The 25,444-nt window shown below is 69.0% G+C and carries 26 protein-coding genes; 19 read left to right on the top strand and 7 right to left on the bottom strand.

Going from position 1 to position 25,444, the window contains the following annotated elements; translation table 11 throughout:
- The first annotated feature begins 7 nt into the window (after window positions 1-7).
- Window positions 8-1,165 (top strand): D-alanine--D-alanine ligase family protein, encoded by a 1,158-nt coding sequence (locus tag OHS16_RS07920; RefSeq protein WP_328536464.1) that lies wholly within the window; start codon window positions 8-10, stop codon window positions 1,163-1,165.
- Between the two features lie 69 nt (window positions 1,166-1,234).
- On the opposite strand, the gene OHS16_RS07915 is transcribed toward OHS16_RS07920, so the two are convergent.
- Window positions 1,235-1,705, bottom strand: coding sequence for a DUF3515 domain-containing protein (locus tag OHS16_RS07915; protein WP_328536463.1), 471 nt, complete (start codon window positions 1,703-1,705; stop codon window positions 1,235-1,237).
- Window positions 1,706-1,725: 20 nt separating this feature from the next.
- Window positions 1,726-1,959: an Lrp/AsnC family transcriptional regulator gene (locus OHS16_RS07910; RefSeq protein WP_328536462.1), complete on the bottom strand. Its 234-nt coding sequence runs from the start codon at window positions 1,957-1,959 to the stop codon at window positions 1,726-1,728.
- A gap of 204 nt (window positions 1,960-2,163) precedes the next feature.
- On the opposite strand from OHS16_RS07910, the gene OHS16_RS07905 reads away from it, so the two are divergent.
- The gene (locus OHS16_RS07905; RefSeq protein WP_328536461.1) at window positions 2,164-3,129 is read left to right on the top strand and encodes a thiamine-phosphate kinase; all 966 of its coding nucleotides are present in this window, start codon (window positions 2,164-2,166) and stop codon (window positions 3,127-3,129) included.
- Window positions 3,126-3,920: a bifunctional hydroxymethylpyrimidine kinase/phosphomethylpyrimidine kinase gene (gene thiD, locus OHS16_RS07900; RefSeq protein WP_328536460.1), complete on the top strand. Its 795-nt coding sequence runs from the start codon at window positions 3,126-3,128 to the stop codon at window positions 3,918-3,920. The genes OHS16_RS07905 and thiD overlap by 4 nt, the downstream gene beginning before the upstream one ends.
- A 328-nt stretch (window positions 3,921-4,248) precedes the next feature.
- Here the strand turns inward: thiD and rpmB are convergent, their stop codons facing one another.
- Window positions 4,249-4,434, bottom strand: a complete 186-nt coding sequence (rpmB, locus tag OHS16_RS07895; protein WP_015036441.1) for a 50S ribosomal protein L28 — start codon at window positions 4,432-4,434, stop codon at window positions 4,249-4,251.
- Between the two features lie 235 nt (window positions 4,435-4,669).
- Here rpmB and OHS16_RS07890 point away from each other — a divergent pair, with 235 nt between their 5' ends.
- From OHS16_RS07890 to mutM, 9 genes are all read left to right on the top strand, one after another.
- The gene (locus tag OHS16_RS07890; protein ID WP_328536459.1) at window positions 4,670-6,298 is read left to right on the top strand and encodes a DAK2 domain-containing protein; all 1,629 of its coding nucleotides are present in this window, start codon (window positions 4,670-4,672) and stop codon (window positions 6,296-6,298) included.
- A gap of 64 nt (window positions 6,299-6,362) precedes the next feature.
- Entirely contained in the window at window positions 6,363-8,546 is a 2,184-nt protein-coding gene (gene recG / locus OHS16_RS07885; protein WP_328536458.1) for an ATP-dependent DNA helicase RecG, read from the top strand.
- A gap of 4 nt (window positions 8,547-8,550) precedes the next feature.
- Window positions 8,551-9,177, top strand: a complete 627-nt coding sequence (gene rsmD / locus OHS16_RS07880; RefSeq protein ID WP_328540756.1) for a 16S rRNA (guanine(966)-N(2))-methyltransferase RsmD — start codon at window positions 8,551-8,553, stop codon at window positions 9,175-9,177.
- A gap of 26 nt (window positions 9,178-9,203) precedes the next feature.
- On the top strand, window positions 9,204-9,686 hold the full coding sequence (gene coaD, locus OHS16_RS07875) for a pantetheine-phosphate adenylyltransferase (protein ID WP_328540755.1): 483 nt from the start codon (window positions 9,204-9,206) through the stop codon (window positions 9,684-9,686).
- Between the two features lie 96 nt (window positions 9,687-9,782).
- Complete coding sequence (locus OHS16_RS07870) at window positions 9,783-10,883, top strand: cell division initiation protein (protein WP_328536457.1); 1,101 nt, start codon at window positions 9,783-9,785, stop codon at window positions 10,881-10,883.
- A 158-nt stretch (window positions 10,884-11,041) separates the two neighbouring features.
- A complete protein-coding gene (locus OHS16_RS07865) occupies window positions 11,042-11,695 on the top strand; it encodes a YceD family protein (RefSeq protein WP_328540754.1) in 654 nt (217 codons plus the stop codon).
- 2 nt (window positions 11,696-11,697) lie between these two features.
- Window positions 11,698-11,871: a 50S ribosomal protein L32 gene (gene rpmF, locus OHS16_RS07860; protein ID WP_030753522.1), complete on the top strand. Its 174-nt coding sequence runs from the start codon at window positions 11,698-11,700 to the stop codon at window positions 11,869-11,871.
- A gap of 19 nt (window positions 11,872-11,890) precedes the next feature.
- Window positions 11,891-12,709, top strand: coding sequence for a ribonuclease III (rnc, locus tag OHS16_RS07855; RefSeq protein WP_328536456.1), 819 nt, complete (start codon window positions 11,891-11,893; stop codon window positions 12,707-12,709).
- A 91-nt stretch (window positions 12,710-12,800) separates the two neighbouring features.
- The gene (mutM, locus tag OHS16_RS07850) at window positions 12,801-13,661 is read left to right on the top strand and encodes a bifunctional DNA-formamidopyrimidine glycosylase/DNA-(apurinic or apyrimidinic site) lyase (RefSeq protein WP_328536455.1); all 861 of its coding nucleotides are present in this window, start codon (window positions 12,801-12,803) and stop codon (window positions 13,659-13,661) included.
- On the opposite strand, the gene OHS16_RS07845 is transcribed toward mutM, so the two are convergent.
- From OHS16_RS07845 to OHS16_RS07835, 3 genes are all read right to left on the bottom strand, one after another.
- A complete protein-coding gene (locus OHS16_RS07845) occupies window positions 13,634-14,035 on the bottom strand; it encodes a winged helix-turn-helix transcriptional regulator (RefSeq protein ID WP_328536454.1) in 402 nt (133 codons plus the stop codon). The two genes, mutM and OHS16_RS07845, sit on opposite strands and share 28 nt — an antisense overlap.
- A gap of 710 nt (window positions 14,036-14,745) precedes the next feature.
- On the bottom strand, window positions 14,746-15,075 hold the full coding sequence (cutA, locus tag OHS16_RS07840) for a divalent-cation tolerance protein CutA (RefSeq protein ID WP_328536453.1): 330 nt from the start codon (window positions 15,073-15,075) through the stop codon (window positions 14,746-14,748).
- Between the two features lie 9 nt (window positions 15,076-15,084).
- Complete coding sequence (locus OHS16_RS07835) at window positions 15,085-15,681, bottom strand: helix-turn-helix transcriptional regulator (protein ID WP_328536452.1); 597 nt, start codon at window positions 15,679-15,681, stop codon at window positions 15,085-15,087.
- A 160-nt stretch (window positions 15,682-15,841) separates the two neighbouring features.
- On the opposite strand from OHS16_RS07835, the gene OHS16_RS07830 reads away from it, so the two are divergent.
- From OHS16_RS07830 to OHS16_RS07815, 4 genes are read left to right on the top strand one after another with little or no spacing between them, the layout of a single operon-like run.
- On the top strand, window positions 15,842-16,447 hold the full coding sequence (locus tag OHS16_RS07830) for a hypothetical protein (protein WP_328536451.1): 606 nt from the start codon (window positions 15,842-15,844) through the stop codon (window positions 16,445-16,447).
- A complete protein-coding gene (gene repSA, locus OHS16_RS07825; protein ID WP_443042573.1) occupies window positions 16,444-17,862 on the top strand; it encodes a replication initiator protein RepSA in 1,419 nt (472 codons plus the stop codon). The genes OHS16_RS07830 and repSA overlap by 4 nt, the downstream gene beginning before the upstream one ends.
- Window positions 17,863-17,864: 2 nt before the next feature.
- Complete coding sequence (locus OHS16_RS07820; RefSeq protein ID WP_328536450.1) at window positions 17,865-18,059, top strand: helix-turn-helix transcriptional regulator; 195 nt, start codon at window positions 17,865-17,867, stop codon at window positions 18,057-18,059.
- Complete coding sequence (locus OHS16_RS07815; protein ID WP_328536449.1) at window positions 18,059-19,297, top strand: tyrosine-type recombinase/integrase; 1,239 nt, start codon at window positions 18,059-18,061, stop codon at window positions 19,295-19,297. The genes OHS16_RS07820 and OHS16_RS07815 overlap by 1 nt, the downstream gene beginning before the upstream one ends.
- Before the next feature lie 20 nt (window positions 19,298-19,317).
- On the opposite strand, the gene OHS16_RS07810 is transcribed toward OHS16_RS07815, so the two are convergent.
- Window positions 19,318-20,232: a CAP domain-containing protein gene (locus tag OHS16_RS07810; RefSeq protein ID WP_328536448.1), complete on the bottom strand. Its 915-nt coding sequence runs from the start codon at window positions 20,230-20,232 to the stop codon at window positions 19,318-19,320.
- A 133-nt stretch (window positions 20,233-20,365) separates the two neighbouring features.
- Here OHS16_RS07810 and OHS16_RS07805 point away from each other — a divergent pair, with 133 nt between their 5' ends.
- From OHS16_RS07805 to OHS16_RS07795, 3 genes are all read left to right on the top strand, one after another.
- Window positions 20,366-20,647 (top strand): acylphosphatase, encoded by a 282-nt coding sequence (locus OHS16_RS07805; protein WP_328536447.1) that lies wholly within the window; start codon window positions 20,366-20,368, stop codon window positions 20,645-20,647.
- A gap of 381 nt (window positions 20,648-21,028) precedes the next feature.
- Window positions 21,029-21,244: a hypothetical protein gene (locus tag OHS16_RS07800; protein WP_328536446.1), complete on the top strand. Its 216-nt coding sequence runs from the start codon at window positions 21,029-21,031 to the stop codon at window positions 21,242-21,244.
- A gap of 186 nt (window positions 21,245-21,430) precedes the next feature.
- Window positions 21,431-25,261 carry an AAA family ATPase gene (locus OHS16_RS07795; protein WP_328536445.1) on the top strand — a complete coding sequence of 1,277 codons (3,831 nt, stop codon included), beginning with the start codon at window positions 21,431-21,433 and terminating at the stop codon, window positions 25,259-25,261.
- The last annotated feature ends 183 nt before the right edge of the window (window positions 25,262-25,444 follow it).

The following is a 25,444-nucleotide window of genomic DNA, read 5'->3' as shown; positions in this document are numbered from 1 at the left end:
ACGCGATATGAGCAGCGAGAACTCCTCCCAGAACCCTGAGCAGCAGCGTCGTAAGCCGCGTGTGGCGGTCGTCTTCGGCGGACGCAGCTCCGAACATGCCATCTCGGTGGTGACCGCGGGCGCGGTCCTGCGCGCCATCGACCGTACGAAGTACGACGTGCTGCCCATCGGCATCACCACGGACGGCCGCTGGGCGCTGACCGCGGACGACCCCGAGCGGATGGCGATCAACGACCGTACGCTGCCGACGGTCGCCGCGCTCGCCGAGTCCACCGAGGGCGGCGTGGTGCTCTCCGTCGACCCCGGGAACCGTGAAGTCGTCTACAGCGAGCCGGGCTCGGTGCCCAAAGCGCTGGGGGACGTCGATGTCGTCTTTCCCATGCTGCACGGCCCGTACGGCGAGGACGGCACGCTCCAGGGCCTGCTGGAGCTATCCGGAGTGCCCTATGTCGGCGCCGGTGTGCTCGCCTCGGCCGTGGGCCAGGACAAGGAGTACATGAAGCGGGTGTTCATCTCCTTCGGGCTGCCCGTCGGCCCGTACGAGGTGATCCGGCCCCGCGAGTGGGACCGTGACCCGGCGGCCGCCCGGAGAAGAATCGTGGACTTCGCCGGCGAGCACGGCTGGCCGCTCTTCATCAAACCCGCGCGCGGCGGCTCGTCGATGGGCATCACGAAGGTCGACTCGCTCGCAGGTCTCGACGACGCGGTCGAGGAGGCCAGGCGACACGACCCGAAGATCCTGGTCGAGTCGCTGCTGCGCGGCCGTGAGATCGAGTGCGGAGTGCTGGAGTTCGAGGACGGGCCGCGGGCGAGCGTGCCCGCCGAGATCCCGCCGGTCACCTCGCACGACTTCTACGACTTCGAGGCGAAGTACATCGACGCGGCAAACGGCCTGGTGCCCGCGCCGCTGACCCCCGAGGAGACCGCCGAGGTGCAGCGGCTGGCCGTCGCCGCTTTCGACGCCACATCCTGCGAGGGCCTGGTGCGCGCCGACTTCTTCCTCACCGACGACGGCGGGTTCGTCATCAACGAGATCAACACGATGCCGGGCTTCACACCGATCTCGATGTACCCGCGGATGTGGCAGGAGAGCGGTGTCGGCTACCCGGAACTGGTGGACAAGCTCATCCAGGCGGCGCTGAGCCGTCCGACGGGCTTGCGCTGACGGCGCCCGCCCGGAGGTGGTCCGGTGCTGTGGCAGGCGGCGTCCGCCCCGCCGATGCCTGCCACAGCACTAGAGGATGGAAGGGTCGGTCCTGCTGACGGCGTGCGCGAAGTCGGAGAGCGGGGTGACGTCATGGGCGTACTGCGCCGCCATGGTCACCTCGATGTACGCCTTGCGGTAGGTGGTCGTGAACCGGGTGCCGCTCTTCTGCTGCTCCACCATCCAGTTCACCCCGTTCGCGGCGACCGCGTCCGCATGGGGGTCGTCCATCTTCGCGGGCCGGGGGACGCCGCAGCGCAGTACGATCGCCGCGTCCCCCCACCCGGCGGTCAGTTCCGAACCGGGGGAGGGGTCGCTGCGGGACTTCCCCGCGACGGAGTTCGGCAGCTCCTTGTCGAGCGCCTTGCACAGTGCGACCTGGTCCGCGGGCGGCTCGGGAACCGCGACGGGCGCCGCGTCGTCCCCCGAGGAGCAGCCCGCGGCAGCCAGCAGCAGTGCGCAGACGGGAAGAGGCAGGAGCCGATGGCGGGAGAACGTCACCGGCTCAGCGTAGACGGGGGCTACAGGTGGACGACCGGGCAGGTCAGCGTGCGGGTAATGCCGTCCACTTGCTGGACCTTGGCGACCACGATGCGGCCCAGCTCATCGACCGTGTCGGCCTGCGCCCGAGCGATCACGTCATAAGGCCCTGTCACGTCTTCCGCCTGGATCACCCCGGGGATCTTGCCGACGAGCTCGGCGACAGTTGTCGCCTTGCCCACTTCGGTCTGGATAAGGATGTACGCCTGTACCACGGAACCTCCAAGGCGGCCACGAGGATCATGTGGGGGAAAGGGACGCCACGGTATCGCGTCGCTCCGGGCAAGGGGGAGACCCCGGCGTCCGACAGCCGCGCGCGTTCGGGGCGCAGAGATAACAGAGTTGACGTACGTATTGACCGTACCTACAGCAGTGATGGCTCGCGACCGCAAGCGCACTGGGGCAGAAGGGGCACAAGAATGAAGGGCACCGTGGGGGAGCTCGGGGAGTTCGGGCTGATCAGAGAGCTCACCTCCCGGCTCACCACCACCCCGGCGGTACGGCTGGGGCCGGGCGACGACGCCGCGGTCGTGGCCGCACCGGACCGGCGGGTGGTGGCGAGTACGGACATCCTGCTCGAGGGCCGGCACTTCCGCCGCGACTGGTCCACCGCATACGACGTGGGCCGCAAGGCGGCAGCCCAGAACCTCGCGGACATCGCGGCCATGGGCGCGGTACCGACCGCGATACTTCTGGGCCTCGTCGTGCCGGCCGAGCTCCCGGCCACCTGGCCGACCGAACTGATGGACGGGATCCGCGACGAGTGCCAGGTCGCGGGTGCGGCCGTGGTCGGCGGCGATGTCGTACGGGGAGAGACGATCACGGTCGCCATCACCGCCCTCGGCGACCTGCGCAACCACGAACCGGTCACCAGGGCGGGCGCCCAGCCGGGCGATGTCGTCGCTGTCACCGGCTGGTTGGGCTGGTCCGCGGCCGGATACGCGGTCCTCTCCCGGGGCTTCCGCTCGCCGCGCGCCTTCGTCGAAGCACATCGGCGCCCCGAACCCCCGTACCACGCGGGCCCCGCGGCTGCCGGGCTCGGCGCCACCGCGATGACCGACGTCAGTGACGGCCTGGTGGCCGATCTCGGTCACATCGCCGAGGCCAGCAAGGTCCGGATCGATCTGCGGGCCGGACTCATCGACATCCCCACCCAGATGAACGACATCGGGCAGGCCGTCGGAGTGGATCCGCTGCAGTGGGTGCTCACCGGAGGGGAGGACCACGCCATGGTGGCGACCTTCCCGCCGGACGTGAAACTGCCTGCCCGCTGGAAGGTGATCGGTGAGGTGCTCAACCCCTCGGCGCTGCCCCAGGTGACGGTCGACGGAGCACCGTGGACGAGCAAGGGCGGCTGGGACCACTTCGGGGACGACCCCTCATGACGACGCCTCCACTGGTCCTGACCGTCGCAGGCTCCGACTCCGGCGGCGGCGCGGGCATTCAGGCAGATCTCAAGACGATGCTGGCGCTCGGCGTGCACGGAATGAGCGTGCTCACGGCGGTCACCGCGCAGAACTCACTGGGCGTGCACGGTGTGTGGGAGCTTCCCGCCGACGCCGTGCGGGCCCAGTACCGCGCCGTCGTCGACGACATCGGCGTCCAGGCAGTGAAAACCGGGATGCTGTCGTCGGGCGAGCTGGTGGAGACGGTGGCCGCGCTGCTCGCCGCGACCGGGGCTCCGGTGGTGGTCGACCCGGTGGGTGTCTCCAAGCACGGGGATCCGCTGCTCGCCGCATCCGCGCTCGACGCGGTGCGCACGAAACTGCTGCCGACGGCCACGGTCGCTACTCCGAACCTCGACGAGGTGGCCCTGCTCACCGGCGTGCAGGTGGAATCCGAGGCCGATCTGCCGCGGGCAGCTGCCGCGGTGCTGTCGTACGGGCCGCGCTGGGCGCTGATCAAGGGAGGCCATCTCGCGGGAGAGGCGGTGGACCTGCTGACGGACGGCACCGAGGAACACTGGCTTCGGGCGCCGCGGCACGACAACCGGCACACCCATGGCACCGGTTGCACGCTGGCCTCGGCGGTCGCCTCGTATCTGGCCCGCGGGCTCACCGTGCCGGAGGCCGTCGCGGCGGCGAAGACATACGTCACGGGCGCGATCGCCGGGGGCTTCCCACTCGGTGGTGGCATCGGGCCGGTCGATCACGGCTGGGGTTTCCGCGCCGGCTGAGGTCTTTCGTCCGGATCGGGCCCGACCAGTGAGGGGTTCCGGTGCCGTTGATCGCATGACGGGGGATCGCGCGGCGGAGGATCGCAGCGCTGAGGAGGGAGGCAGCTGGGGCCCTCGCCCTGGTCGGGCGGTCGAGGTTCCGGGGGAGGAACTGTGCCGTCGTCGGCAACGCGGCGAGGCGCGGTGCCAGGGCGTGCGCGCCCGGCACGATCCGGACGAGAGGTCCCGGCCGGATGGACGCCGAGGGGACGCGAAAAAGCCGGTCCACCGAGGTGGACCGGCTTTTCAAGGCAACCGCAAGGGGCTGCGCAACGACGAAACGTCGGCGTTAGCGCGAGACCTTGCCGGCCTTGATGCACGAGGTGCAGACGTTGAGCCGCTTCGGCGTCCGACCGACCACGGCACGCACGCGCTGGATGTTGGGATTCCAGCGACGGGGCGTACGGCGGTGCGAGTGCGAAATGTTGTTGCCGAAGCCCGGCCCCTTGCCGCAGACGTCGCAGTTGGCAGCCACGGGTCACTCCAAAGACTTCAGGTGCACTTACAGTGAAATCCGGCGCGCCGGAATCATTATCTGAAGTGGCGGTACCGGAGGAATGGCCCGATTCTCATCGGGCAACCGAAGCAGCATACAACGACTGCGTCGGAGATACGAAACTACCATGGTTGACCCCGCCTGCTTCCCGGCCCCCCGTCCGGGCCCCCGGGTCTACGCTGCGATGCAACCCCGCTGCTCAAGGAGGCTCCAGGTGCCGCAGCCCCCCGACGATATCGACGCCGTCGCGGTCCGCACCTGGTGCTCACTGGCCCTGGAGGCGCTGGGCAGGGACCGCGAGGAAATCGACGCGATCAACGTCTATCCGGTCGCCGACGGGGACACCGGCACCAATCTCTATCTGACGGTGGAATCGGCGGCCGCCGCCGTGGAAGCGGTGTTCACCGCGCACGAGACCGTCGAACGGGCGTCGGCCCCCGCGCTGGCCGACGCGGTACGGGCCATGGCGCACGGGGCACTGATCGGCGCCCGGGGGAATTCGGGGACGATCCTGGCGCAGTTGCTGCGCGGCATGGCCGAGGTGCTCGGCGCTCCCGCGGGTGACGATGATCACGCCGAACTGCTGCGCGCATCCCTGCGCCGTGCGGCCGAATCGGCGTATCAGGCGGTCGCGCACCCGGTGGAAGGCACCGTGCTGACGGTGGCCACCGCGGCTGCCGACGCGGCGGCCGGGGCCGGCCCCGGCTGCACCGCGGTGGCACGCGCGGCCTACGAGGGAGCGCGGACGGCGCTCGACGCGACCCCGGGGCAGCTGGCCGTGCTCGGCCGCGCCGGCGTGGTGGACGCGGGCGGTCGCGGACTCGTCGACATCCTCGCCACCCTGGTCGGTGCGCTCTCGGGGCAGGTGCCCGCGTCCGGTGGACGGGTGAGTGCACCGGTTCTGCCGCCGCACTTCGCCGACGACTGCCCGGCCGAGGGCGGTCCCGCCTTCGAGGTGATCTATCTCCTGGAGGCCGACGACGAGGCGGTGGCCCGGCTGCGGACCCGGCTCGACGGGCTGGGGGACTCCCTGGTCGTCGTCGGCGGCGACGGCCTGTGGAACGTGCATGTCCATGTGGACGACGCGGGCGCGGCCGTGGAGGCTGGCATCGACGCGGGGCGCCCGTACCGGATCAGGATCACCCACTTCGGCTCGGTGGTGGCCAGGCCGCGGGAGCAGGCCCAGCGCGCGGTGGTGGCGGTCGTCCCCGGCGAGGGTCTCGCGGGACTCTGCACGGAAGCCGGTGCGACCACGGTGCTCGCACGCCCTGGTGAGCTGCCCGCGAGCGGTGAACTGGTCGACGCCATCAGGCGGGCGCACGCCCGGGAAGTGGTGCTGCTGCCCAATGACGCGGAGCTGCGGCACACGGCGGCCGCTGCGGCGGAACAGGCCAGGGCGGAGGGCGTACGGGTCGCTCTCATCCCCACCCGGGCGGCCGTCCAGGGCATCGCTGCCCTGGCCGTCCACGAACCCGAGCGCCGCTTCGACGAGGACGTGGTGGCCATGACTGCGGCGGCCGGCGCCACCCGTTACGCCGAACTGGCCGTGGCGGAGCGGCAGTCCTGGACATCGGCCGGCATCTGTCAGGCGGGGGACGTGCTCGGCCTCATCGACGGCGATGTGGCGGTGATCGGTGCCGATCTGGCGACGACGGCGGAGTCGGTACTCCAGCGGATGCTGGCGGCGGGCGGTGAACTGGTCACCCTGGTACTGGCCGACGACGCGCCGCCGGATGTCGCCGAGCGGCTGGAGGCATTCGTCCGCGACGGCCATCTGGCCGTCGACACGGTTGTCTATCCAGGAGGCCGGCAGGCAGCGCCGCTGCTGATCGGGGTGGAGTAGCCGCCACCGGCCGCCCGCACGAGGCGCCCGGGAAATACCCCCGCTGTCGGACCCATGGTGTGCAATGGGCCGTGTGCCCGCGCTAGACGAACCCCTGAAGAACACGCTCGGCGCCCCCACCGCCAAGGTGATGGCCGAGCAACTCGACCTGCACACGGTCGGCGACCTGCTGCACCACTACCCCCGCAGATATGCCGAGCGGGGTGAGCTGACGCAGCTCGCCGAGCTGCCGCTGGACGAACACGTCACCGTTTTCGCGCGGGTGGCGGACGCCCGCGTCCTGACGTTCAACCAGGGCCGGGGCAAGCGCCTGGAGGTCAACATCACCGACGGCAGCGGCCGCCTGCAACTGGTGTTCTTCGGCAAGGGAATCCACAAGCCCCACAAGGACCTGCTGCCGGGCCGCCGGGCGATGTTCGCCGGCAAGGTGTCCAGGTTCAACCAGAAGCTGCAGCTCGCCCACCCCACGTACGAACTGCTGGACGACGACACGGACGCGGGGGCCGTCGAGGCCTGGGCGAATCAGCTGATCCCGATCTATCCGGCGTGCAAGGGGCTGGAGTCCTGGAAGATCGCCAAGGCGGTCGACGCGGTACTGCCGAGCGCCGGGGAGGCCGCCGACCCGCTGCCGGCCGCACTGCGCGAAGGGCGCGGACTGACCACGCTGCCCGATGCGCTGCTGAAGGTGCACAGACCGAAGACCAGGGCGGATGTCGCGACGGCACGGGACCGTCTGAAGTGGGACGAGGCCTTCGTGCTCCAGGTCGCTCTCGCCCGGCGGCGTCACGCGGAGGCCCAACTCCCCGCCGTGGCAAGGAGACCTGTGGCGGGCGGTCTGCTGGACGCCTTCGACGCCAGACTGCCGTTCACCCTCACCGAGGGGCAGCTGAAGGTCTCCGGGGAGATTTTCGGCGAACTGGCGACCGAGCACCCGATGCACCGGCTGCTCCAGGGGGAGGTCGGGTCGGGAAAGACCATGGTCGCGCTGCGCGCGATGCTCGCCGTGGTCGACTCCGGTGGGCAGGCCGCGATGCTCGCGCCCACCGAGGTGCTCGCCCAGCAGCACCACAGATCCATCACCGAGATGATGGGGGAACTGGCCGAGGGCGGGATGCTCGGGGGCGCGGAGCAGTCCACCAAGGTGGTGCTGCTGACCGGCTCCATGGGTGCTGCCGCCCGCCGCAGGGCGCTGCTGGACCTGGTCACGGGTGAGGCCGGACTGGTGATCGGCACCCATGCACTCATCGAGGACAAGGTGCAGTTCCACGATCTCGGACTGGTGGTCGTCGACGAACAGCACCGGTTCGGCGTGGAGCAGCGTGACGCTCTGCGCGGCAAGGGCAAGCAGCCCCCGCATCTGCTGGTCATGACCGCGACACCCATCCCCCGTACCGTCGCGATGACCGTCTTCGGAGATCTGGAGACCTCGGTACTCGACCAGCTCCCGGCCGGCCGCTCACCCATCGCCACCCACGTGGTGCCGGCCAAGGACAAGCCGCATTTCCTGGCACGCGCCTGGGAACGGGTGCGCGAAGAGGCGGGCAACGGCCACCAGGCGTACATCGTGTGCCCGCGCATCGGGGACGGCGAGGACGAGCCCAGGAAGAAGCAGGCGGCCGATGAGGCGGACAAGAGGCCACCGCTCGCCGTGGTGGAGATCGCCGAGCAGCTCGCCAAGGGCCCGCTGAGCGGACTCCGCATCGAAATGCTGCACGGACGGATGGCACCCGACGACAAGGACGGCGTGATGCGCCGCTTCGCCGCCGGCGAGGTGGACGTCCTGGTCGCGACGACGGTCATCGAGGTCGGCGTCAATGTGCCCAATGCCACCGTGATGGTGATCCTGGACGCCGACCGTTTCGGCGTATCGCAGCTCCACCAGTTGCGCGGCCGGGTGGGCCGCGGTTCCGCGCCCGGTCTCTGTCTGCTGGTCAGCGAGGCCCATGAGGCCGGCCCCGCGCGCGCCAGACTCGATGCTGTGGCCGCCACTCTCGACGGCTTCGAGCTCTCCCGCATCGACCTCGAACAGCGCCGTGAGGGCGATGTGCTGGGTCAGGCCCAGTCGGGTGTGCGTTCCTCGCTGCGGATGCTGGCGGTGATCGAGGACGAGGAGGTCATCGCAGCCGCCCGTGAGGAGGCCGCGGTGGTGGTCGCCGCCGATCCCGAGCTGACGCATCTGCCCGAGCTGCGCATCGCGCTGGACGCCCTTCTCGACCAGGAGCGCGAGCGGTATCTCGACAAGGGCTGAGAGACTGACCGGGACAGGCTCGACCCCACTCCCGAGAAGGACCGAGATGACCCGCGTGATCGCCGGTACGGCAGGCGGACGGCTCCTGGCCGTGCCGCCGGGCAACGGCACCCGCCCCACGTCCGACCGTGCGCGGGAGGGGCTCTTCTCGACCTGGGAGTCCCTTCTGGGGACGCTGGAGGGAACCAGGGTCGCCGACCTGTACGCGGGATCCGGGGCCGTCGGTCTGGAGGCACTGTCCCGCGGATCGGTGCACGCGCTGCTGGTCGAGGCCGACAGCCGGGCCGCCGCCACGGTACGTGACAACGTCCGCACCCTTGGTCTCCCCGGAGCGGAGGTGCGCAGCGGCAAAGCGGAACAGATCGTGACAGGCCGCGCGCCCGAACTCCGCTATGACGTCGTCTTTCTCGATCCGCCCTACGCCGTCACCGATGACGATCTTCGCGAGATACTGCTCACACTCCTCGCTCAGGGCTGGCTCGCGGAGGATGCCGTCGTCACGGTGGAACGGAGCACCAGAGGCGGAGAGTTCAAGTGGCCCAAGGGTTTTGAGCCGTTGCGGGCCCGTCGCTACGGCGAGGGCACGCTTTGGTACGGTCGCGCCGCCTCTACGTGCGAAGACGCACGATGACCGGACCCGGGAGCGAGGGACTTCAGTTGCGCCGCGCCGTATGTCCGGGGTCATTCGACCCCATCACCAATGGCCACCTCGACATCATCGGCAGAGCCTCGAAGCTGTACGACGTCGTACATGTGGCTGTGATGATCAACCAGTCGAAGAAGGGCCTGTTCTCCGTGGAGGAGCGGATCGAGATGATCCGCCGGGTCACCGCCGACTTCGGAAACGTCGAGGTCGAGTCCTTCCACGGCCTGCTCGTCGACTTCTGCAAGCAGCGCGACATCCCGGCCATCGTGAAGGGCCTGCGGGCGGTGAGCGACTTCGACTACGAGCTGCAGATGGCTCAGATGAACAACGGTCTCTCCGGAGTCGAGACGCTGTTCGTTCCGACCAACCCCACCTACAGCTTCCTCTCGTCCAGCCTGGTCAAGGAGGTCGCGACCTGGGGCGGGGACGTCTCGCACCTGCTGCCGCCGATGGTTCACGATGCCCTGGTGGAGCGCCTCGGCGCGAAGCGATGAACTGACAGTCCGTCACCAGGTGTCGGGCGGGCGCCGACTGGCCGTACAGTCGTCCCCGTCCGTCTCCAGGCCGGAAGAACAGGTGGCGAGCACACGGTGGACGTGCAGAAGAAGCTCGACGAGATCGTCGACACGGTCGGCAACGCCAGATCCATGCCCATGTCGGCCTCCTGCGTGGTCAACCGCGCCGAGCTGCTGTCGATGCTCGAAGAGGTCCGGCATGCCCTGCCGGGTTCGCTGGCGCAGGCCGAAGAGCTGATCGGCGGCCGCGAGCAGCTGGTCGAGGAGGCCAGGAGCGAGGCCGAGCGGATCATCGAGGCGGCCCACCTCCAGCGCGGCTCCCTGGTCTCCGACACCGAGGTCGCCAGGCAGTCCCAGGGCGAGGCCGACCGTGTTCTCGCCGAGGCGCACCGGGAAGCCGACGAGATCCGCGCCGAGGCCGACGACTACGTCGACTCCAAGCTGGCCAACTTCGAGGTCGTCCTCACCAAGACGATCGGCTCCGTCGACCGGGGCCGGGAGAAGCTCCTCGGCCGCGGCCCTGGGCTGGACGAGCAGGGATACGAGGACCCGGAGGCTCCCGAGCGCAGTCACGACCCGGAGACGCTGAAGGTACGGGCCGACGAGTACGTGGACACCAAGCTCGGTGCCTTCGAGGCGGTGCTGGCCAAGACGCTCGAGGCGGTGGGCCGGGGCCGGCAGAAGCTGCACGGCCGGGTCGCCACGGACGACCTCGGAGTGCACATGGCCGCCCAGGACGAGCTCGGTATGCAGCGCAGCAGCGATGCCGACTTCCTCGCCGACCTGGCAGAGCCGCAGGCCGCGGTTCCGGCCCAGCCACAGGCCCCGATGGAGCCGGCCCCGATGGAGCAGGCCCCGATGGCGGCGCAGGTGCCACCCGATGTCATGGGGCAGCAGCCGGAGATCCCGGTCCAGCAGGGATACGACCCGTACGGCTATCAGCAGCAGGTCCAGCAGCAGGACCCCTACGGCTACCAGGACCCGTACGCGTACCAGCAGGACCCGTACGGCTATCAGCAGCAGGTCCAGCAGCAGGACCCCTACGGCTACCAGCAGCCCGATCAGTATCAGCAGCAGCAGCCGCAACAGCAGCAGAGTGCTCTCGACGAGACCAGCCTCTTCGACACCAGCATGATCGACCTCGACCAGCTGCGCGCATACGAGCAGGGGCGGTAGCGGGCCGAAGGGGCGGATTGGGTCTACGGCGGCCGGTCCAGTATCCTGGCTCTTCGGTCGCCGTATGTCCGCGATCACCGTTGCCCGTTTTGAACGTTTCTGATGCGGCAGCGCCACATTCCCAGCAGTTTCTCAGAGATCCGAAAGCAGGAAGAGCCCTGAACGCCCGCCTCGACCACCGCAACCCCCTCGTGTTCGACACACACGAGCTGGGCCGGCGTCCCGGTGCGCTCCAGCGGCTTACCCGCTCGATCGCAGCCCCCGCCGACCTCGGTATAGAAGGGGTCATCGGAGTGCCGGAAGGCACCCCCGTGGAACTGCAGCTCCGCCTGGAGTCGGTCATGGACGGGGTGCTTGTCACAGGCACCGCCGGTTCAACCGCCCGGGGGGAGTGCGTAAGGTGTCTGGAGCCGCTGGAGCGAGAGCTCGAAGCGGATTTCCAGGAGATGTTCTCGTACCCTGACGCCGATGACCGGGGCCGCAGCAAGAAGGCGGACCCCGTCGACAGTGCCGAGGACGAGGACGAGGAAATCACCCCCCTCGAGGACGGCTTGTTCGACCTCGAACCCGTGCTGCGTGATGCGGTGGTGCTCGCACTGCCGATGCAGCCGGTGTGCCGGGAGGATTGCGCCGGTCTGTGTTCCGAATGCGGAATCAGGCTGGATGACGAACCCGGCCACCACCATGACGCCGTCGACGCTCGATGGGCGGCGCTGCAGGGACTCGTCGGGACCGGCCAGGTCGACGAGAAGGACAACGTGAACGATGCTGCGCCTCAAGTGGAGCGCGGCGCCGAGAAGCAGGAGAAGTAGCCGTGGCTGTTCCGAAGCGGAAGATGTCGCGCAGCAACACGCGCCACCGCCGGTCGCAGTGGAAGGCTGCGGTCCCCACCCTGGTTGCGTGTGAGCGCTGCCAGGAGCCGAAGCTCCAGCACATCGCGTGCCCGAGCTGCGGCACCTACAACAAGCGCCAGGTCCTCGAGGTCTGAGCGGCTGGTGAGAGGCGCAATGTCTGACGTCAACAAGACGGACAATGCCTCGTCCCACACGCTTCTGGAAGGGCGGCTCGGGTACAGACTCGAGTCCGCCCTTCTGGTGCGTGCACTGACTCACCGTTCGTACGCATACGAGAACGGCGGTCTGCCCACCAACGAGCGACTGGAGTTCCTCGGGGATTCCGTGCTCGGCCTGGTGGTCACGGACACGCTGTACCGCACCCACCCCGACCTCCCGGAAGGCCAGCTGGCCAAACTCCGGGCCGCGGTGGTCAACTCGCGTGCGCTCGCAGGGGTGAGCCGTGGGCTCGAACTCGGTCTCTTCATCCGGCTCGGCCGGGGCGAAGAAGGCACGGGCGGGCGGGACAAGGCGTCCATTCTCGCCGACACCCTTGAAGCGGTGATCGGCGCCGTCTATCTCGATCAGGGCCTTGAAGCGGCATCGGAGCTGGTGCACCGGCTCTTCGATCCGCTGATCGAGATGTCCTCCAACCTCGGTGCGGGCCTGGACTGGAAGACCAGCCTCCAGGAACTCACCGCGAGCGAAGGCCTCGGAGTTCCGGAGTATCTGGTCAGTGAGACCGGACCGGACCACGAGAAGACCTTCACTGCTGCTGCCCGCGTCGGTGGTGTCTCGTACGGCACCGGCACCGGCCGCAGCAAGAAGGAAGCGGAACAGCAGGCCGCGGAATCCGCATGGCGTGAGATCAGCGCCGCCGCGGAGAAGCGAGCGGTGGCGGCCGAGGCCGCTGCCGAAGTGCCTGAGGAGCCCGAGCCCGAAGCGGACGCCGACGCCCCTTCGGCTCCGGCCGCCGGTACGGCTTCGGCCTGACGCCGGCGCTTTCCCCGCCCGTCCCCTCCGGGGGGCGGGCGGTCCGTGTTCACCGGCCGCCCGGACCGCGGCCGTACTGCCGAGGAGTGCCGTGCCCGAGCTGCCCGAGGTCGAAGTCGTCCGGCGCGGACTCGAGCGCTGGGTGGCCGGACGTACCGTCGCCGCGGTCGAGGTGCTCCACCCCCGGGCAGTGCGCCGCCACGTGGCGGGCGGCGCGGACTTCGCCGCCGCTCTGAAAGGGCACAGGTTCGGGGTGGCCCGGCGGCGGGGCAAGTACCTGTGGCTGCCGCTCGACGACGGCGCGACCTCGGTCCTCGGCCATCTGGGCATGAGCGGCCAGTTGCTCGTCCAGCCCGGCAGCGCACCGGACGAGAAGCACCTGCGGATCCGTATCGCTTTCGACGACGCGGACGACACCGAGCTGCGTTTCGTCGACCAGCGGACTTTCGGCGGACTGTCGCTCCACACGAATTCCCCCGACGGGCTGCCCGATGTCATCGCGCACATCGCCCGCGACCCGCTGGACCCGGCCTTCGACGACGACGCGTTCCACTCGGCGCTGCGTCTTCGCCGTACGACCATCAAACGCGCGCTGCTGCACCAGTCGCTGATCAGCGGGGTCGGCAACATCTACGCCGACGAGGCGCTCTGGCGTGCCCGGCTGCACTACGAGCGTCCGACGGCGTCCTTCACCCGCCCCCGCACCGCCGAGCTCCTTGGCCATGTACGCGATGTGATGAACGCCGCGCTGGCCGTAGGCGGCACCAGCTTCGACAGCCTCTACGTCAACGTGAACGGTGAATCGGGCTACTTCGACCGGTCACTGGACGCATACGGGCGCGAGGACGAGCCCTGTCGCCGCTGCGGGACCGCGATGCGCCGACGCCCCTGGATGAACCGCTCCAGCTACTTCTGCCCGCGCTGTCAGAGACCGCCGCGCGCCGCGTCGTAACTCCCGCGCGCCAGGAGCACGTCGTCCATCCGGCCTTCGACGAGATGGATCAGATCCAGCAGCCGCTGCGCGACCTCCCGCCCGAGCGGGGTGAGTTCGTAGTCGACGCGCGGGGGATTGGTCGGCTGGGCCTCGCGGTGCACCAGACCGTCCCGCTCCAGGGCGTGCAGCGTCTGGGAGAGCATCTTCTCGCTGACACCGTCGACGCGCCGCCGCAGTTCGTTGAAGCGCAGCTGACCGCCGTGCAGCGCCCCCAGGGTCAGGCTGCCCCAGCGGCCTGTGACGTGTTCGAGCGTGCCACGCGAGGGGCAGGCCCTGGCGAACACGTCGAAGGCGCGGTCCTCGGCCTCGCCGTCCCGGAGGGTGGGTTCCATAGCGGAAGCATACTCCGGTGCAGCGCTAACTCAGTGGCTGCGCAAACCCATGGGCTGCGGTAGCGAAAAGTTAGTAGTCACGTCCGCGCGCGGCTCAGAAGCCGAAGAAGTGACGCTTCAGGTTCCTGACCTGCGGCTGACTATTCGATCAACGCGCTGACCTGGTATTGAGCTGTCAACGGTTGTCAGTGTTGGTCGACCTTGAGCACCCTTTCACGGCCCAGTGACGGCCCGAGAGGGTGCTTCTTCTTGCCAGCTCGTCACCGCCGCCACGTCCTCAACCCACCACTCACCCCGGCTCCCATCCCGTCCGCCTTCGACCCACACACCGTGGAGCGGGCGTGGTTCAGGGCGTCAAGGTGGAGCGCGCCACTGTACGAACGACCTTGACGCCCTGGGCCGCGACTGCTCGGCTCTGCCTGGGTCGGAGGTGGTCGGGATGGGAGCCCCACAACGTTCACCACGAATCCGCCGGCACTCGCCAACGGCGCCCAATCCATCCCGGAGTCTGAGCGCCCCCGCCGGAGGCGTGTCTTTGCCCGCGGCTTCCCCTCGTCAGGATCTCTCGCTCTAGTTGCGCGACCGGCGGAGCCGGGGCCCAGCGCGGGGCGGAGACAGGAGCGCAGGGCCCCGGCGGTGAGCCGGGGAGCGCGCGACGAGCGGAGCGAGGAGCCTTGATGAGGTAGAGAAATCCGTAACAGCTTCTGGTGTCATGGCCGTTCGGTCTGCTCGACGATCCAGGCGGCGTAATCCGGTGCAGCGTCCGTGATCTCCGTGGCGACGACGCACGGGACTTCGTAGGGGTGCTGGTCGTTGGCTCGGGCGATGATCGCCGGTACGTGCTCGGCCCTGGTGTGCAGCGTGACGTGAGCCTCGGGGCGATCGTAGATTTCGCTCTGCCATCGGTAGATGGACCGGATCGGTGACGTGATGTGCGCCCCGGCACACAAGCGGTCGGCCACCAGGCTGCGTACGAAGTCGGCAAGCCACGCCTCTTCTGGCGCTGTGATCGTTACGGCGCAGAGTCGAACGTCTGCCACGGGGACTCCTTAGTCCGTCTTGAGTGCTGCGATCAGGTCGCGGCATGCTTCCTCGCTGCGGGCAGCGGCCCCCCAGCCGGTCATGATCTTGCCGTCGTAGCTGAGACCGACCCAGCGGCCGGACATGTGGATGCCGTGAGGGTGCAGCACGAAGTACAGAGTCCCCTTCGAGCGCACGGGGCCTTCGTTGGCGACGTACCAGCCCATCAGGATCTCGTTGTCCCACAGGCGTAGTTCACCGTTCCACATGAAGCCGCCGTCTTCGACCGTGATCCCGCGCGTGACCGTGTCGAGGTGGATCAGCTCGTCCTGCTGGTGGAAGCGGACTTCCTGAGCGGTGATGACCTCGACGCCGTCCTTCGACGTCTGCCAGGACATCCACCAGTCGCCGGACAAGTTCACGCGGTGCGAAGGCATGCCCGCCAACTCGTTGACCGTGATCTTCAGCGCCTGGGCGATAGCAACGGCCAGGGAGAGTACGGGCTGCTGCTCTCCCGCCTCGTACCGCCTGATCTGCCGCTTGTCGACGCCTGCGGCAATGGCCAGGTCCGCCTGGGACATGCCCAGCTCGGCCCTGCGCTGCTTGATGATTTCGCCCATTTCCATGCCCCCATCATGAGGGGACGTTCTAGTCCTTGACAACAGGACGGATCCGCCCTCTACTACTAGAGGCAGTATTAGTCCTCACGCAGAGGACGAAAACGTCGGGAGCGGCGCACCCACCGCCAAGCAGATTCGCCGCTCCCCATCCCCTGAGGGAGCTTCCATGATGCCTGCGACACTCACCCCTTCGCACGCTCTGTCTCTCGTCCGGCCTGTCGAGACTGCGTCGGTGCCTCTGTCGGCTCCGCTGTCCCGGTCGGACGATGCCGAGGTCATCCCGTCGCCGTGCATGACGTGCGGCGCTGAGGTGGAGGGCTGGGGCTGGATCAACTACCACGGCCGTGGCGTCCTCGTGCACGAGGTTGACGAAGAGACCACGCCGTGCCCGGTCTCGCGCCCGATCGACTGGGCAACCGGCAACGTCCTGCCCTCGATCACCCTGGCTGGGCTGTCCACCATTGAGTGGGTCACCGCCCTGTACTGCTCGGACTACACCACCAAGTCCCGGCCCCAGCTCGCCGAGTTGATCGTCCTCATCGGCCGTGGGCTGGACCTCGTCGGGTACGAGCACGTGGCGCAGAAGGCGGTACAGCTTCAGGAGTTCTGGGCCCACTGCGAGAACAACACCGACACCCCGGCCGTGTGGGACACCTACTGCGCCCGCTTCGACCGCGCCCGGATCATGCAGGCCTCCTACGAGGTGGAGCGCAACTTCCGCGCCCTCAACAAGGTGCTGTCCCAGCCCGTGGGCTCGGGGGTCGCCGCGTGAGCCGCTTCCCCGTCGCCACGGCGGCCCTGACTGACGTCGCGGCCGCCGTGGGTACCGACCCCACCACCCTGTCCGACGCCCTGCGGGTCACCTCGGCCCCCGGCTTCGAGCGCTGGCAGGAGCAGGTACGCCGTACCGGTGGCTGCGCCAACCCGATCCACCTGAGCGGCCACTCACGGACCGTGGACACGCGTACCGGGGAGTTCTTCGAGTACTCCACCAGCAGTGAGCCGGGCGGCCGGTTACGGATCGCGTGCGGCAACCGCCGTGCCTCCCGCTGCCCTTCCTGCGCGTGGACCTACGCCGGGGACACCTACCAGCTGATCATGGCCGGACTCGTCGGCGGCAAGGGCATCCCGGCCACGGTGGCAGAGCGCCCCCGCGTCTTCGCGACGCTCACCGCGCCCTCGTTCGGCCCGGTACACAACCGGCCCACCACCGGCCGCTGCCGCTGCGGCACCACCCACCCGGAAAACGACCCCGCCCTCGGTACGGCACTCGACCCCGACCGGTACGACTACGCGGGCGCGGTCCTGTGGAACAACCACGCCGGGCAGCTCTGGCAGCGCTTCACGATCTACCTTCGACGGGAAGTCGCCGCCCGCGCCGGACTCACTCAAGCCGCGCTGCGGGATGCGGCCCGGATCTCGTTCGGGAAGGTTGCCGAGTTCCAGAAGCGTGGCGCTGTCCACTTTCACGCCATCATCCGTATCGACGGACCGGACGGCCCCGACACCCCAGCCCCGGCCTGGGCCACGGTCGCGCTCCTGGATGACGCGATCCGCGCCGCCGCGAAACGGGCCACAGTCCCGCTCGCTTCCGCCGGCCGTTTCCCGGCCCGGATTCTCGGGTGGGGAACACAGATCGATGTCCAGCCCATCGGCGCTCTCGAAGACCAGGACGACGTCACCGAGCAAGCCGTCGGCGCCTACGTCGCGAAGTACGCCACCAAGGCAGCCGAGACGACCGGCACCCTTGACCGGCGGGTGGGAGAGCTGCGGGAGCTCGACTCCCACCCAGACATGCCCGACCACACCAAGCGGCTCATCAAAGCCTGCTGGGAGCTGGACGCCGACTACCCGGAACGGCTCCTCGCGCACTGGTCGCACATGCTCGGCTTCCGGGGCCACTTCTCCACCAAGTCCCCCACCTACTCGACCACCCTCGGAGCCCTGCGCGGCGCACGGGCCGACTGGCGCGCACAACAAGAACGCCGGGACAAGGGCCTGCCCGACCTCGACCAGGACGACGACACCGAAGACACCACCCTGGTCATCGCACACTGGGAGTACGCCGGACAAGGCCACACCCCTGGCGAGTCCTGGCTCGCCGCCTCGATCGCTCGCGATCTCAAAGCCAACCGCGACACCGCACGCGAAGCCCTCGCCGACCTCCACAACGCCGGGGAGTGGTGACCATGGCGCGCACCCTGCCCAACCGCTACCTGACCCCGATCGACCTTGCGGACCTGCTCGGCGTCCCGGTCGAGACCGTCTACCAGTGGCGGCGCAAGCACACCGGTCCCCGCGGCTTCCGCGTCGGCCGACACCTCCGCTTCGACCCCGAGGACGTACGCGCCTGGGTCGCCACCCTCATGGAAGAGGCAGCCTGATGGCCGGACACGTCCAAGACCGCTGGTACAAGACCACCACCGGACCTGACGGCAAGACAGCCAAGGTCAAGACCGAGCGCTTTGGCGTCGGCCTCCGCTACCGCGCGCGCTACGTCGGCCCTGATGGCACCGAGAAGAGCCAATCGTTTCCCGACAAGCAGAAGCGCAAGGCAGAGACGTGGTTGTCGAACATCGAAGCCGACATGTCGCGCGGCGACTACATCGACCCTGACGCCGGGAAAGTGACCTTCGAGCAGTACGCAACGAAGTGGATGACTACGCAGGTCACCGACCCCGCCACGCGGGAGTCAGTCGAGATGCGGCTTCGTCGCCACGTGATCCCGCACCTGGGAAAGCGTCCCATCGGCTCGTTCAATCCGACGCACCTCCGGATGTGGATGCGGACGCTGGAAGACTCGGGGCTGTCGCCTGCCTACCGGCGTGGGATCTTCGCGCACGTCTCGACTGTGTTCACCGCCGCTGTGGAGGACCGAGTCATCAGGGCGAACCCGTGTAGTGCCCGGTCGGTCAAGGCTCCCCGACTCGATCCACGCAAGGTGAAGCCCTGGACAGCTGATCGCGTAATGGCGGTGCGTGCGGCTCTGCCTGAGCGCTACCGCGCCCTCGTCGAGCCTGCGGCTGGGTGCGGCATGCGACAGGGGGAGATCTTCGGCTTGGCGGTCGAGGATGTGGACTTCCTTGGCGGGATCGTTCACCTGGTGAGGCAGGTCAAGTTGTTGCACAATCGCCCGGTCTTCGCTCCGCCCAAAGGTGGCAAGGAACGGGACGTGCCGCTGCCTGAGTCGGTCGCCTTCGCCTTGGCGGCTCACCTGACGCGCTATCCAGCGAAAGAGATCACCTTGCCGTGGAAGACGCTGGACGGTCCACCCGTGACGGCAACGCTGATCTTCTACAGCCCTGAAGGTCTCTCCCTGAACCGGAATCGCTTCAATCACCGAGAGTGGAAGCCCGCTCTGCAGGCCGCTGCGGTGCCCGCTGGCCGTGACAACGGGATGCATGCGCTGAGGCACTTCTATGCCTCCGTGCTGCTCGACGCGGGCGAGAGCATCAAGGCTCTGAGCGAGTACCTGGGGCACCATGACCCCGGCTTCACGCTGCGGACCTACACGCACCTGATGCCCGCCAGCGAGACTCGCACCCGTTCCGCCGTGGATCGCGTTTTCATGCACCAAGAGGATGCGGCTGACGGCCCTGAGACGGCCCAAACGGGCTCATAGGCCCCTGACCTGCGGCTATCTCAAAAGCCGAAGTCCTGGGTCCACCAGGGGCCGCCGGATCCGAAGTGCACGCCGACGCCCAGGGTCTTGTAGTCGCAGTTGAGGATGTTGGCGCGGTGGCCGGGGCTGTTCATCCAGGCGTCCATCACGGCCGCCGCGTCGGCCTGGCCGCGCGCTATGTTCTCGCCGCCCAGACCCTTCACACCTGCCTGGTCGGCGCGGTCCCAGGGAGTGTCCCCGTCGGGGTCGGTGTGGTCGAAGAAGCCGCGAGCGGCCATGTCGTCGCTGAACGCTCCGGCCAGCGAGGCGAGATCGGCCTTCGCCTGCACGGGCTGGCAACCGGCCGTCGCCCGCTGCTGATTGACCAGGCTCAGCACCGCTGCCGCAGCTGCGCTCTCGGCGCTCGCGGGCGCAGCTGTCCTGGCGGACGCCGAACGTTCGGGCGTGGCGGCGGCTGTGGCGCTATGAGTGGGAGCCGCGCTGCGGGTCTCGCTCCGGTTCGCGGGGGCCTTCGTCCGGTCGGAAGTGGGAGCGGAGCTCTTCGGCCCGGTCTTCGGCGCGCCGTTCGACCTGCCGGGGGAGGGGGAGGTGGAAGGAGCGTGGGCCGGCGCCGTGGCGGAGTTCGCGGGTGACGAAGGGGTGCCGGCGGTCGGTGTGACGGACGCACCGCCCTGCGTCTGCAGGTCCGGTACGCCGTCCGCGCGGACCTGATCGCCGCCGCCGGAACCGCCGACCGAGTAGGTGTTCCCGCCGGGCAGCAGCCCCGAGGCCATCGCCACGGCGCCTACCGCCACCGCGGCGGATACGCCGAGCAGTCCGGTACGCACCGGCGCTGCCACGCCCTTGCGGCGGGCGCGGCTGCGGTGCCTGCGCCCCGGAACTCCCGCCTGGGCAACGGCGGCAGGTACGGCGGCGGAGCGACCATGGCGTCCCATGTACGGTGCCTTTCTCGTTCTCGACGTCAAACGTCTTTCACCCGAATGGGTGAGGCTCATTGGGTCGGGACTGTAGCCCATGGCGCCTGACGGCGAAGTGTCCCGCAAGCAATTGGCCAGTTAGCGTGCACACATGAAAGAAGATGTACGACTCACGGCTTGGGTGCGAGGCAAGGTGCAGGGCGTGGGCTTTCGCTGGTTCACCAGGGCAAATGCCTTGCAGATCGGCGGACTCACCGGTTTCGCCCTCAATCTGGAGGACGGCAGGGTGCAGGTTGTCGCCGAAGGGCCGCGTGAGAACTGCCACCGTCTGCTGGAGTGGCTCAGGTCATCCGACACACCCGGCCGCGTCGACGGTGTCACTGAGATCTGGGACACTCCGCGCGGCGTCTACCAGAGCTTCGCGATCCGCTGACAGAGCTGTGAAGAAGGGGCCCCGGAAGCACTCCGTGATGGGCCCCGGGCCTCTGTGCAAGGCAGAAAACGCCTGATGGTTGCCAAGAAGCGCGCTCCGTGCCAGGCTGCCTCAGTAGTGATGATCTCCACGCCCCCTGGGCCCCGCAGGAGAGTCGCATCGCGGGTACTTCCGCCGTGCGCCCCCGGGTCTGCCCACCGATACGGGGTGTGATCGTGTTGACCGTCAAACTTTTTGGTGAGACTCTGGAAGCCCCGCGCACCTCAGCTGCTTGGCAGTAGGAAAACGCAGTAAGACAGAGGCTGCCGAGCACCGCGGGTGCGATTCCCCCTACGACCACCACATCTCCGGTCGGTCACTCAGTGTGGAGGACCATCCATCATGGCAAAGGCGCTTCTCGGTTACGTCGGCGGTTCCGACCCGCGACTTCTCTCCGAGATGCGACGGCTTCAGCAGCGTGTCCAGGATCTCGAATCCGAGCTCGTACGGATTCAGTCCGAGAACGACGCGCTGGCCGCCGCTGTTCAGCACCACGGAGACTCGTTGCTCGACGGTATCGACATGGACGTACCCCACGCGGAGCCTGCGCTCACCTGACCCTCGCCCCACAAGGGAAAGGTCGGGCTGATCCGTCAGCCGCTTGAGATCCAGTGCGCAAGGATATGCAAGGGACGCTTCGGCGTCCCTTCTTTCTGTCCGCCTCGGTGGATCTCTTCCTTTACCGTCTGATGTGCCCTGCACCTTCATGGGCGAAACCGGCGGTGAAAGGTAGAGTCCGGCGGCGTGCACCTCAAGGCCATGACCCTCCGCGGGTTCAAATCCTTCGCCTCGGCCACCACTCTGCGGTTCGAGCCCGGAATCACCTGTGTCGTGGGACCCAATGGATCCGGCAAATCCAATGTGGTGGACGCGCTCTCCTGGGTCATGGGAGAACAGGGCGCGAAAACACTGCGCGGCGGCAAGATGGAAGACGTCATCTTCGCCGGCACCACCGGGCGTCCGCCGCTCGGCCGCGCCGAGGTCTCCCTCACGATCGACAACTCCGATGGTGCGCTTCCCATCGAGTACGCCGAAGTCACCATCACCCGGATCATGTTCCGAAATGGCGGCAGCGAGTACCAGATCAATGGCGACACCTGCCGGCTGCTGGACATCCAGGAATTGCTGTCGGACTCCGGCATCGGGCGCGAGATGCACGTCATCGTCGGGCAGGGGCAGCTCGACTCGGTACTCCACGCCGATCCGATGGGGCGGCGGGCCTTCATCGAGGAAGCGGCGGGCGTACTCAAGCACCGCAAGCGGAAAGAGAAGGCGCTGCGGAAGCTGGACGCCATGCAGGCCAATCTCGCCCGCGTACAGGATCTGACCGACGAACTGCGCCGTCAGCTCAAGCCCTTGGGGCGGCAGGCAGCCGTTGCACGGCGCGCCGCCGTCATCCAGGCGGACCTGCGCGATGCCAGGCTCCGCCTGCTCGCCGACGATCTGGTGACCCTGCGCGAGGCGCTGCGGACCGAGGTCGCCGACGAGGCCGCACTCAAACAGCGCAAGGAGACCGCCGAGGCCGCGCTCAAGGCGACCCTCGCCCGGGAGGCCGAACTCGAGGACGAGGTGCGCCGGCTGGCGCCCCGTCTGCAGCGCGCACAGCAGACCTGGTACGAGCTGTCACAGCTCGCCGAGCGGGTGCGCGGGACCGTATCTCTCGCCGACGCGCGGGTGAAGAGCGCGAACGCGGCGCCCGACGACGAGCGCCGGGGCCGTGACCCCGAGGACATGGAGCGCGAGGCGGCCAGGATCCGCGAACAGGAGGCGGAGCTCGAAGCCGCCCTCGAGTCCGCGGAGCGGGCCCTGGAGGACACCGCGGCCCACCGCGCCGAACTGGAGCGTGAGCTGGCGGCCGAGGAGCGCAGCCTCAAGGACGCGGCCAGGGCCATCGCCGACCGCAGAGAGGGCCTCGCCCGGTTGAACGGCCAGGTCAACGCGGCCCGCAGCCGGGCCGGTTCCGCACAGGCCGAGATCGACCGGCTCGCCGAGGCCCGGGACGGAGCTCAGCAGCGGGCGGTCGCGGCCCAGGAGGAGTACGAGCAGCTCAAGGCCGAGGTGGACGGCCTCGACGCCGGCCACCAGGAGCTGGCCGGACAGCACGACGCCGCGAAGTCCGCGCTGGCGGACGCCGAGGCGGAGCTCACCGCGGTGCGGGAGGCCGCGACCACTGCGGAGCGCCGGCGGGCGGCGCTTTCGGCGCGGCACGAGGCGCTGGCGCTCGGTCTGCGCCGTAAGGACGGCACGGGGGCGCTGCTCGGTGCGAAGGACCGGCTGACGGGTCTGCTGGGTCCGGCCGCCGGGCTGCTGACGGTAGCCCCGGGGTACGAGGTCCCGGTGGCGGCTGCCCTGGGAGCGGCGGCCGACGCGATCGCGGTGACCGACACCGCCACTGCCGCGAACGCTATCCGGCTGCTGCGCAAACAGGATGCGGGGCGTGCGACGCTGCTGCCCGGCACGGGCTCCGGCGACACCGCCGGGAGCGGAAGCGGCCGAGCGGGCCGGACGTCCGGCGACCGAGGTGCGCCGGCCGAGCGGGAGCCGTCCGGTGGAGTGCAGGTACCGGACGCGATCCCCGGCCAGGCCACGCCGCCGGCGGCCACGATGCCCGGAAGTGCGGCACATGCGCCGGTTCCCGGACAGTCGGCCGGTGGATCCGCCGACGTCACGCGCGATACCTGGAGCGGGGCGCCGGACCGTACGGAACACATCGCGGCGAGCCGCCACGAAGCCCGCGCCGAGCGGCCCCCGCAGCGGACGGCCGTGGCGCCGGTGCCGACGCTCGCGGTCGATCTGGTGGGCGGACCGGAAGAGTTGCTGCCCGGGGTGCGCAGACTGCTGAGGAACATCGCCGTCGTCGGGACACTGGAGGACGCCGAGGAGCTGATCGCTGTTCATCCGGGGCTCACCGCCGTCACGGCCGAAGGAGACGTTCTCGGGGCGCATTTCGCGCACGGCGGTTCGGCTGGAGCACCGAGCCTCCTCGAGGTGCAGGCATCGGTGGACGAGGCGGCCGCCGAGCTGACAGGGCTGGCCGTACGGTGCGAGGAGCTGGCCGAGGCGCAGCGCGCCGCGGGGGAGCGGCGCACCGGGTGCGCCGCTGCCGTCGAAGAGTTCGGGGAGCGGCGGGCGGCAGCCGACCGGGAGAAGTCCGGCGTCGCCCAGCAGCTCGGCCGGTTGTCCGGCCAGGCGCGGGGCGCCGCAGGCGAGGCCGAGAGGTCGGCGGCCGCCGCGGCCAAGGCCCAGGCGGCACTGGAGCGCGCGACCGAAGAGGCCGAGGAACTGGCCGAGCGGCTCCTGGTGGCCGAGGAGGCACCGGTCGACGAGGAGCCGGACACCTCCGTGCGGGACAGGCTGGCGGCCGACGGCGCCAACGCCCGGCAGACCGAGATGGAAGCCAGGCTCCAGGCCCGCACGCACGAGGAGCGGGTCAAGGGGCTCGCCGGTCGGGCCGAAGCGCTGGACCGCGGGGCGCGCGCCGAGCGCGAGGCGCGGGCACGTGCAGCACAGCGCCGCGCCCGGCTGCGCCACGAGGCCGCGGTGGCGGCAGCGGTGGCGGACGGCGCCCGGCAACTGCTCGCCCATGTCGAGATCTCGCTGGTGCGTGCCGAGCAGGAGCGGGCGGCGGCCGAGGCCGCCAAGGCGGAGCGCGAGCAGGAACTGGTGGCCGAGCGGAGCCGGGGCCGCGATCTCAAGGGAGAACTCGACAAGCTCACTGATTCAGTTCACCGGGGCGAGGTACTAGGTGCTGAGAAGCGGCTGCGTATCGAGCAGCTCGAGGACAGGGCGCTGGAGGAACTGGGCGTGGAACCCGCTGGACTGATCGCCGACTACGGCCCGGGCCAGTTGGTACCGCCTTCTCTTCCGGCGGAGGGAGAGGAGCTGCCCGATGATCCGCAGCATCCGAGGAACCAGCCGGTGCCGTTCGTCAGGGCCGAACAGGAGAAGCGGCTGAAGTCGGCCGAACGGGCGTACCAGCAACTCGGGAAGGTGAATCCGCTCGCTCTCGAGGAGTTCTCGGCGCTCGAGGAACGGCACAAGTTCCTTTCCGAGCAGCTTGAAGACCTGAAGAAGACGAGGGCCGATCTCCTGCAGGTGGTGAAGGAGGTCGACGAGCGTGTCGAACAGGTCTTCACCGAGGCATACCGGGACACCGCGCGGGAGTTCGAAGGAGTCTTCGCGCGGCTCTTCCCCGGGGGTGACGGGCGGCTGATCCTGACCGACCCCGACAACATGCTCACCACCGGTGTGGACGTCGAGGCACGGCCCCCGGGCAAGAAGGTCAAGCGCCTGTCGCTGCTGTCCGGCGGGGAGCGGTCGCTTACCGCGGTGGCCCTGCTGGTGTCGATCTTCAAGGCCCGACCGAGCCCGTTCTATGTGATGGACGAGGTCGAGGCCGCACTGGACGACACCAATCTGCAGCGCCTGATCAGGATCATGGAGGAGCTCCAGGAGAGTTCGCAGCTGATCGTGATCACGCATCAGAAACGGACCATGGAGGTCGCCGACGCGCTGTACGGCGTCTCCATGCAGGGCGACGGCGTCTCCAAGGTCATCAGTCAACGGCTCCGTTGAAAAATCTTCAAGACTTGAACACAACTCATCCATGCTTGCAGGTCGAGGTCATGGAAGGGCGGGTATTGACTTCGAAACATGAAGGCATAGTCTCTGCAACGTTGTCTTTACCTTCAAGTGGTGGCTGGCGAGAACGTATGCGCCACTTGAAGGGCTCGTCCCCCCATGCCCGTCCTAGCAACG

This window comes from Streptomyces sp. NBC_00344 (assembly GCF_036088315.1).
In the GTDB taxonomy this organism is placed as follows: Bacteria; Actinomycetota; Actinomycetes; order Streptomycetales; family Streptomycetaceae; genus Streptomyces.
This window is presented reverse-complemented; position numbering and strand designations above follow the sequence as displayed.

Excerpts from the sequence above, each read along its gene's own strand:
- OHS16_RS07805 (WP_328536447.1), top strand. The coding sequence starts at position 20,366 with ATGAAAGAAGATGTACGACTCACGGCTTGGGTGCGAGGCAAGGTGCAG.
- OHS16_RS07920 (WP_328536464.1), top strand. The coding sequence starts at position 8 with ATGAGCAGCGAGAACTCCTCCCAGAACCCTGAGCAGCAGCGTCGTAAG.
- thiD (WP_328536460.1), top strand. The coding sequence starts at position 3,126 with ATGACGACGCCTCCACTGGTCCTGACCGTCGCAGGCTCCGACTCCGGC.
- OHS16_RS07905 (WP_328536461.1), top strand. The coding sequence starts at position 2,164 with ATGAAGGGCACCGTGGGGGAGCTCGGGGAGTTCGGGCTGATCAGAGAG.
- OHS16_RS07820 (WP_328536450.1), top strand. The coding sequence starts at position 17,865 with ATGGCGCGCACCCTGCCCAACCGCTACCTGACCCCGATCGACCTTGCG.
- recG (WP_328536458.1), top strand. The coding sequence starts at position 6,363 with ATGGGCCGTGTGCCCGCGCTAGACGAACCCCTGAAGAACACGCTCGGC.
- OHS16_RS07800 (WP_328536446.1), top strand. The coding sequence starts at position 21,029 with ATGGCAAAGGCGCTTCTCGGTTACGTCGGCGGTTCCGACCCGCGACTT.
- OHS16_RS07815 (WP_328536449.1), top strand. The coding sequence starts at position 18,059 with ATGGCCGGACACGTCCAAGACCGCTGGTACAAGACCACCACCGGACCT.
- OHS16_RS07845 (WP_328536454.1), bottom strand. The coding sequence starts at position 14,035 with ATGGAACCCACCCTCCGGGACGGCGAGGCCGAGGACCGCGCCTTCGAC.
- OHS16_RS07835 (WP_328536452.1), bottom strand. The coding sequence starts at position 15,681 with ATGGAAATGGGCGAAATCATCAAGCAGCGCAGGGCCGAGCTGGGCATG.
- rnc (WP_328536456.1), top strand. The coding sequence starts at position 11,891 with ATGTCTGACGTCAACAAGACGGACAATGCCTCGTCCCACACGCTTCTG.
- OHS16_RS07830 (WP_328536451.1), top strand. The coding sequence starts at position 15,842 with ATGATGCCTGCGACACTCACCCCTTCGCACGCTCTGTCTCTCGTCCGG.
- OHS16_RS07810 (WP_328536448.1), bottom strand. The coding sequence starts at position 20,232 with ATGGGACGCCATGGTCGCTCCGCCGCCGTACCTGCCGCCGTTGCCCAG.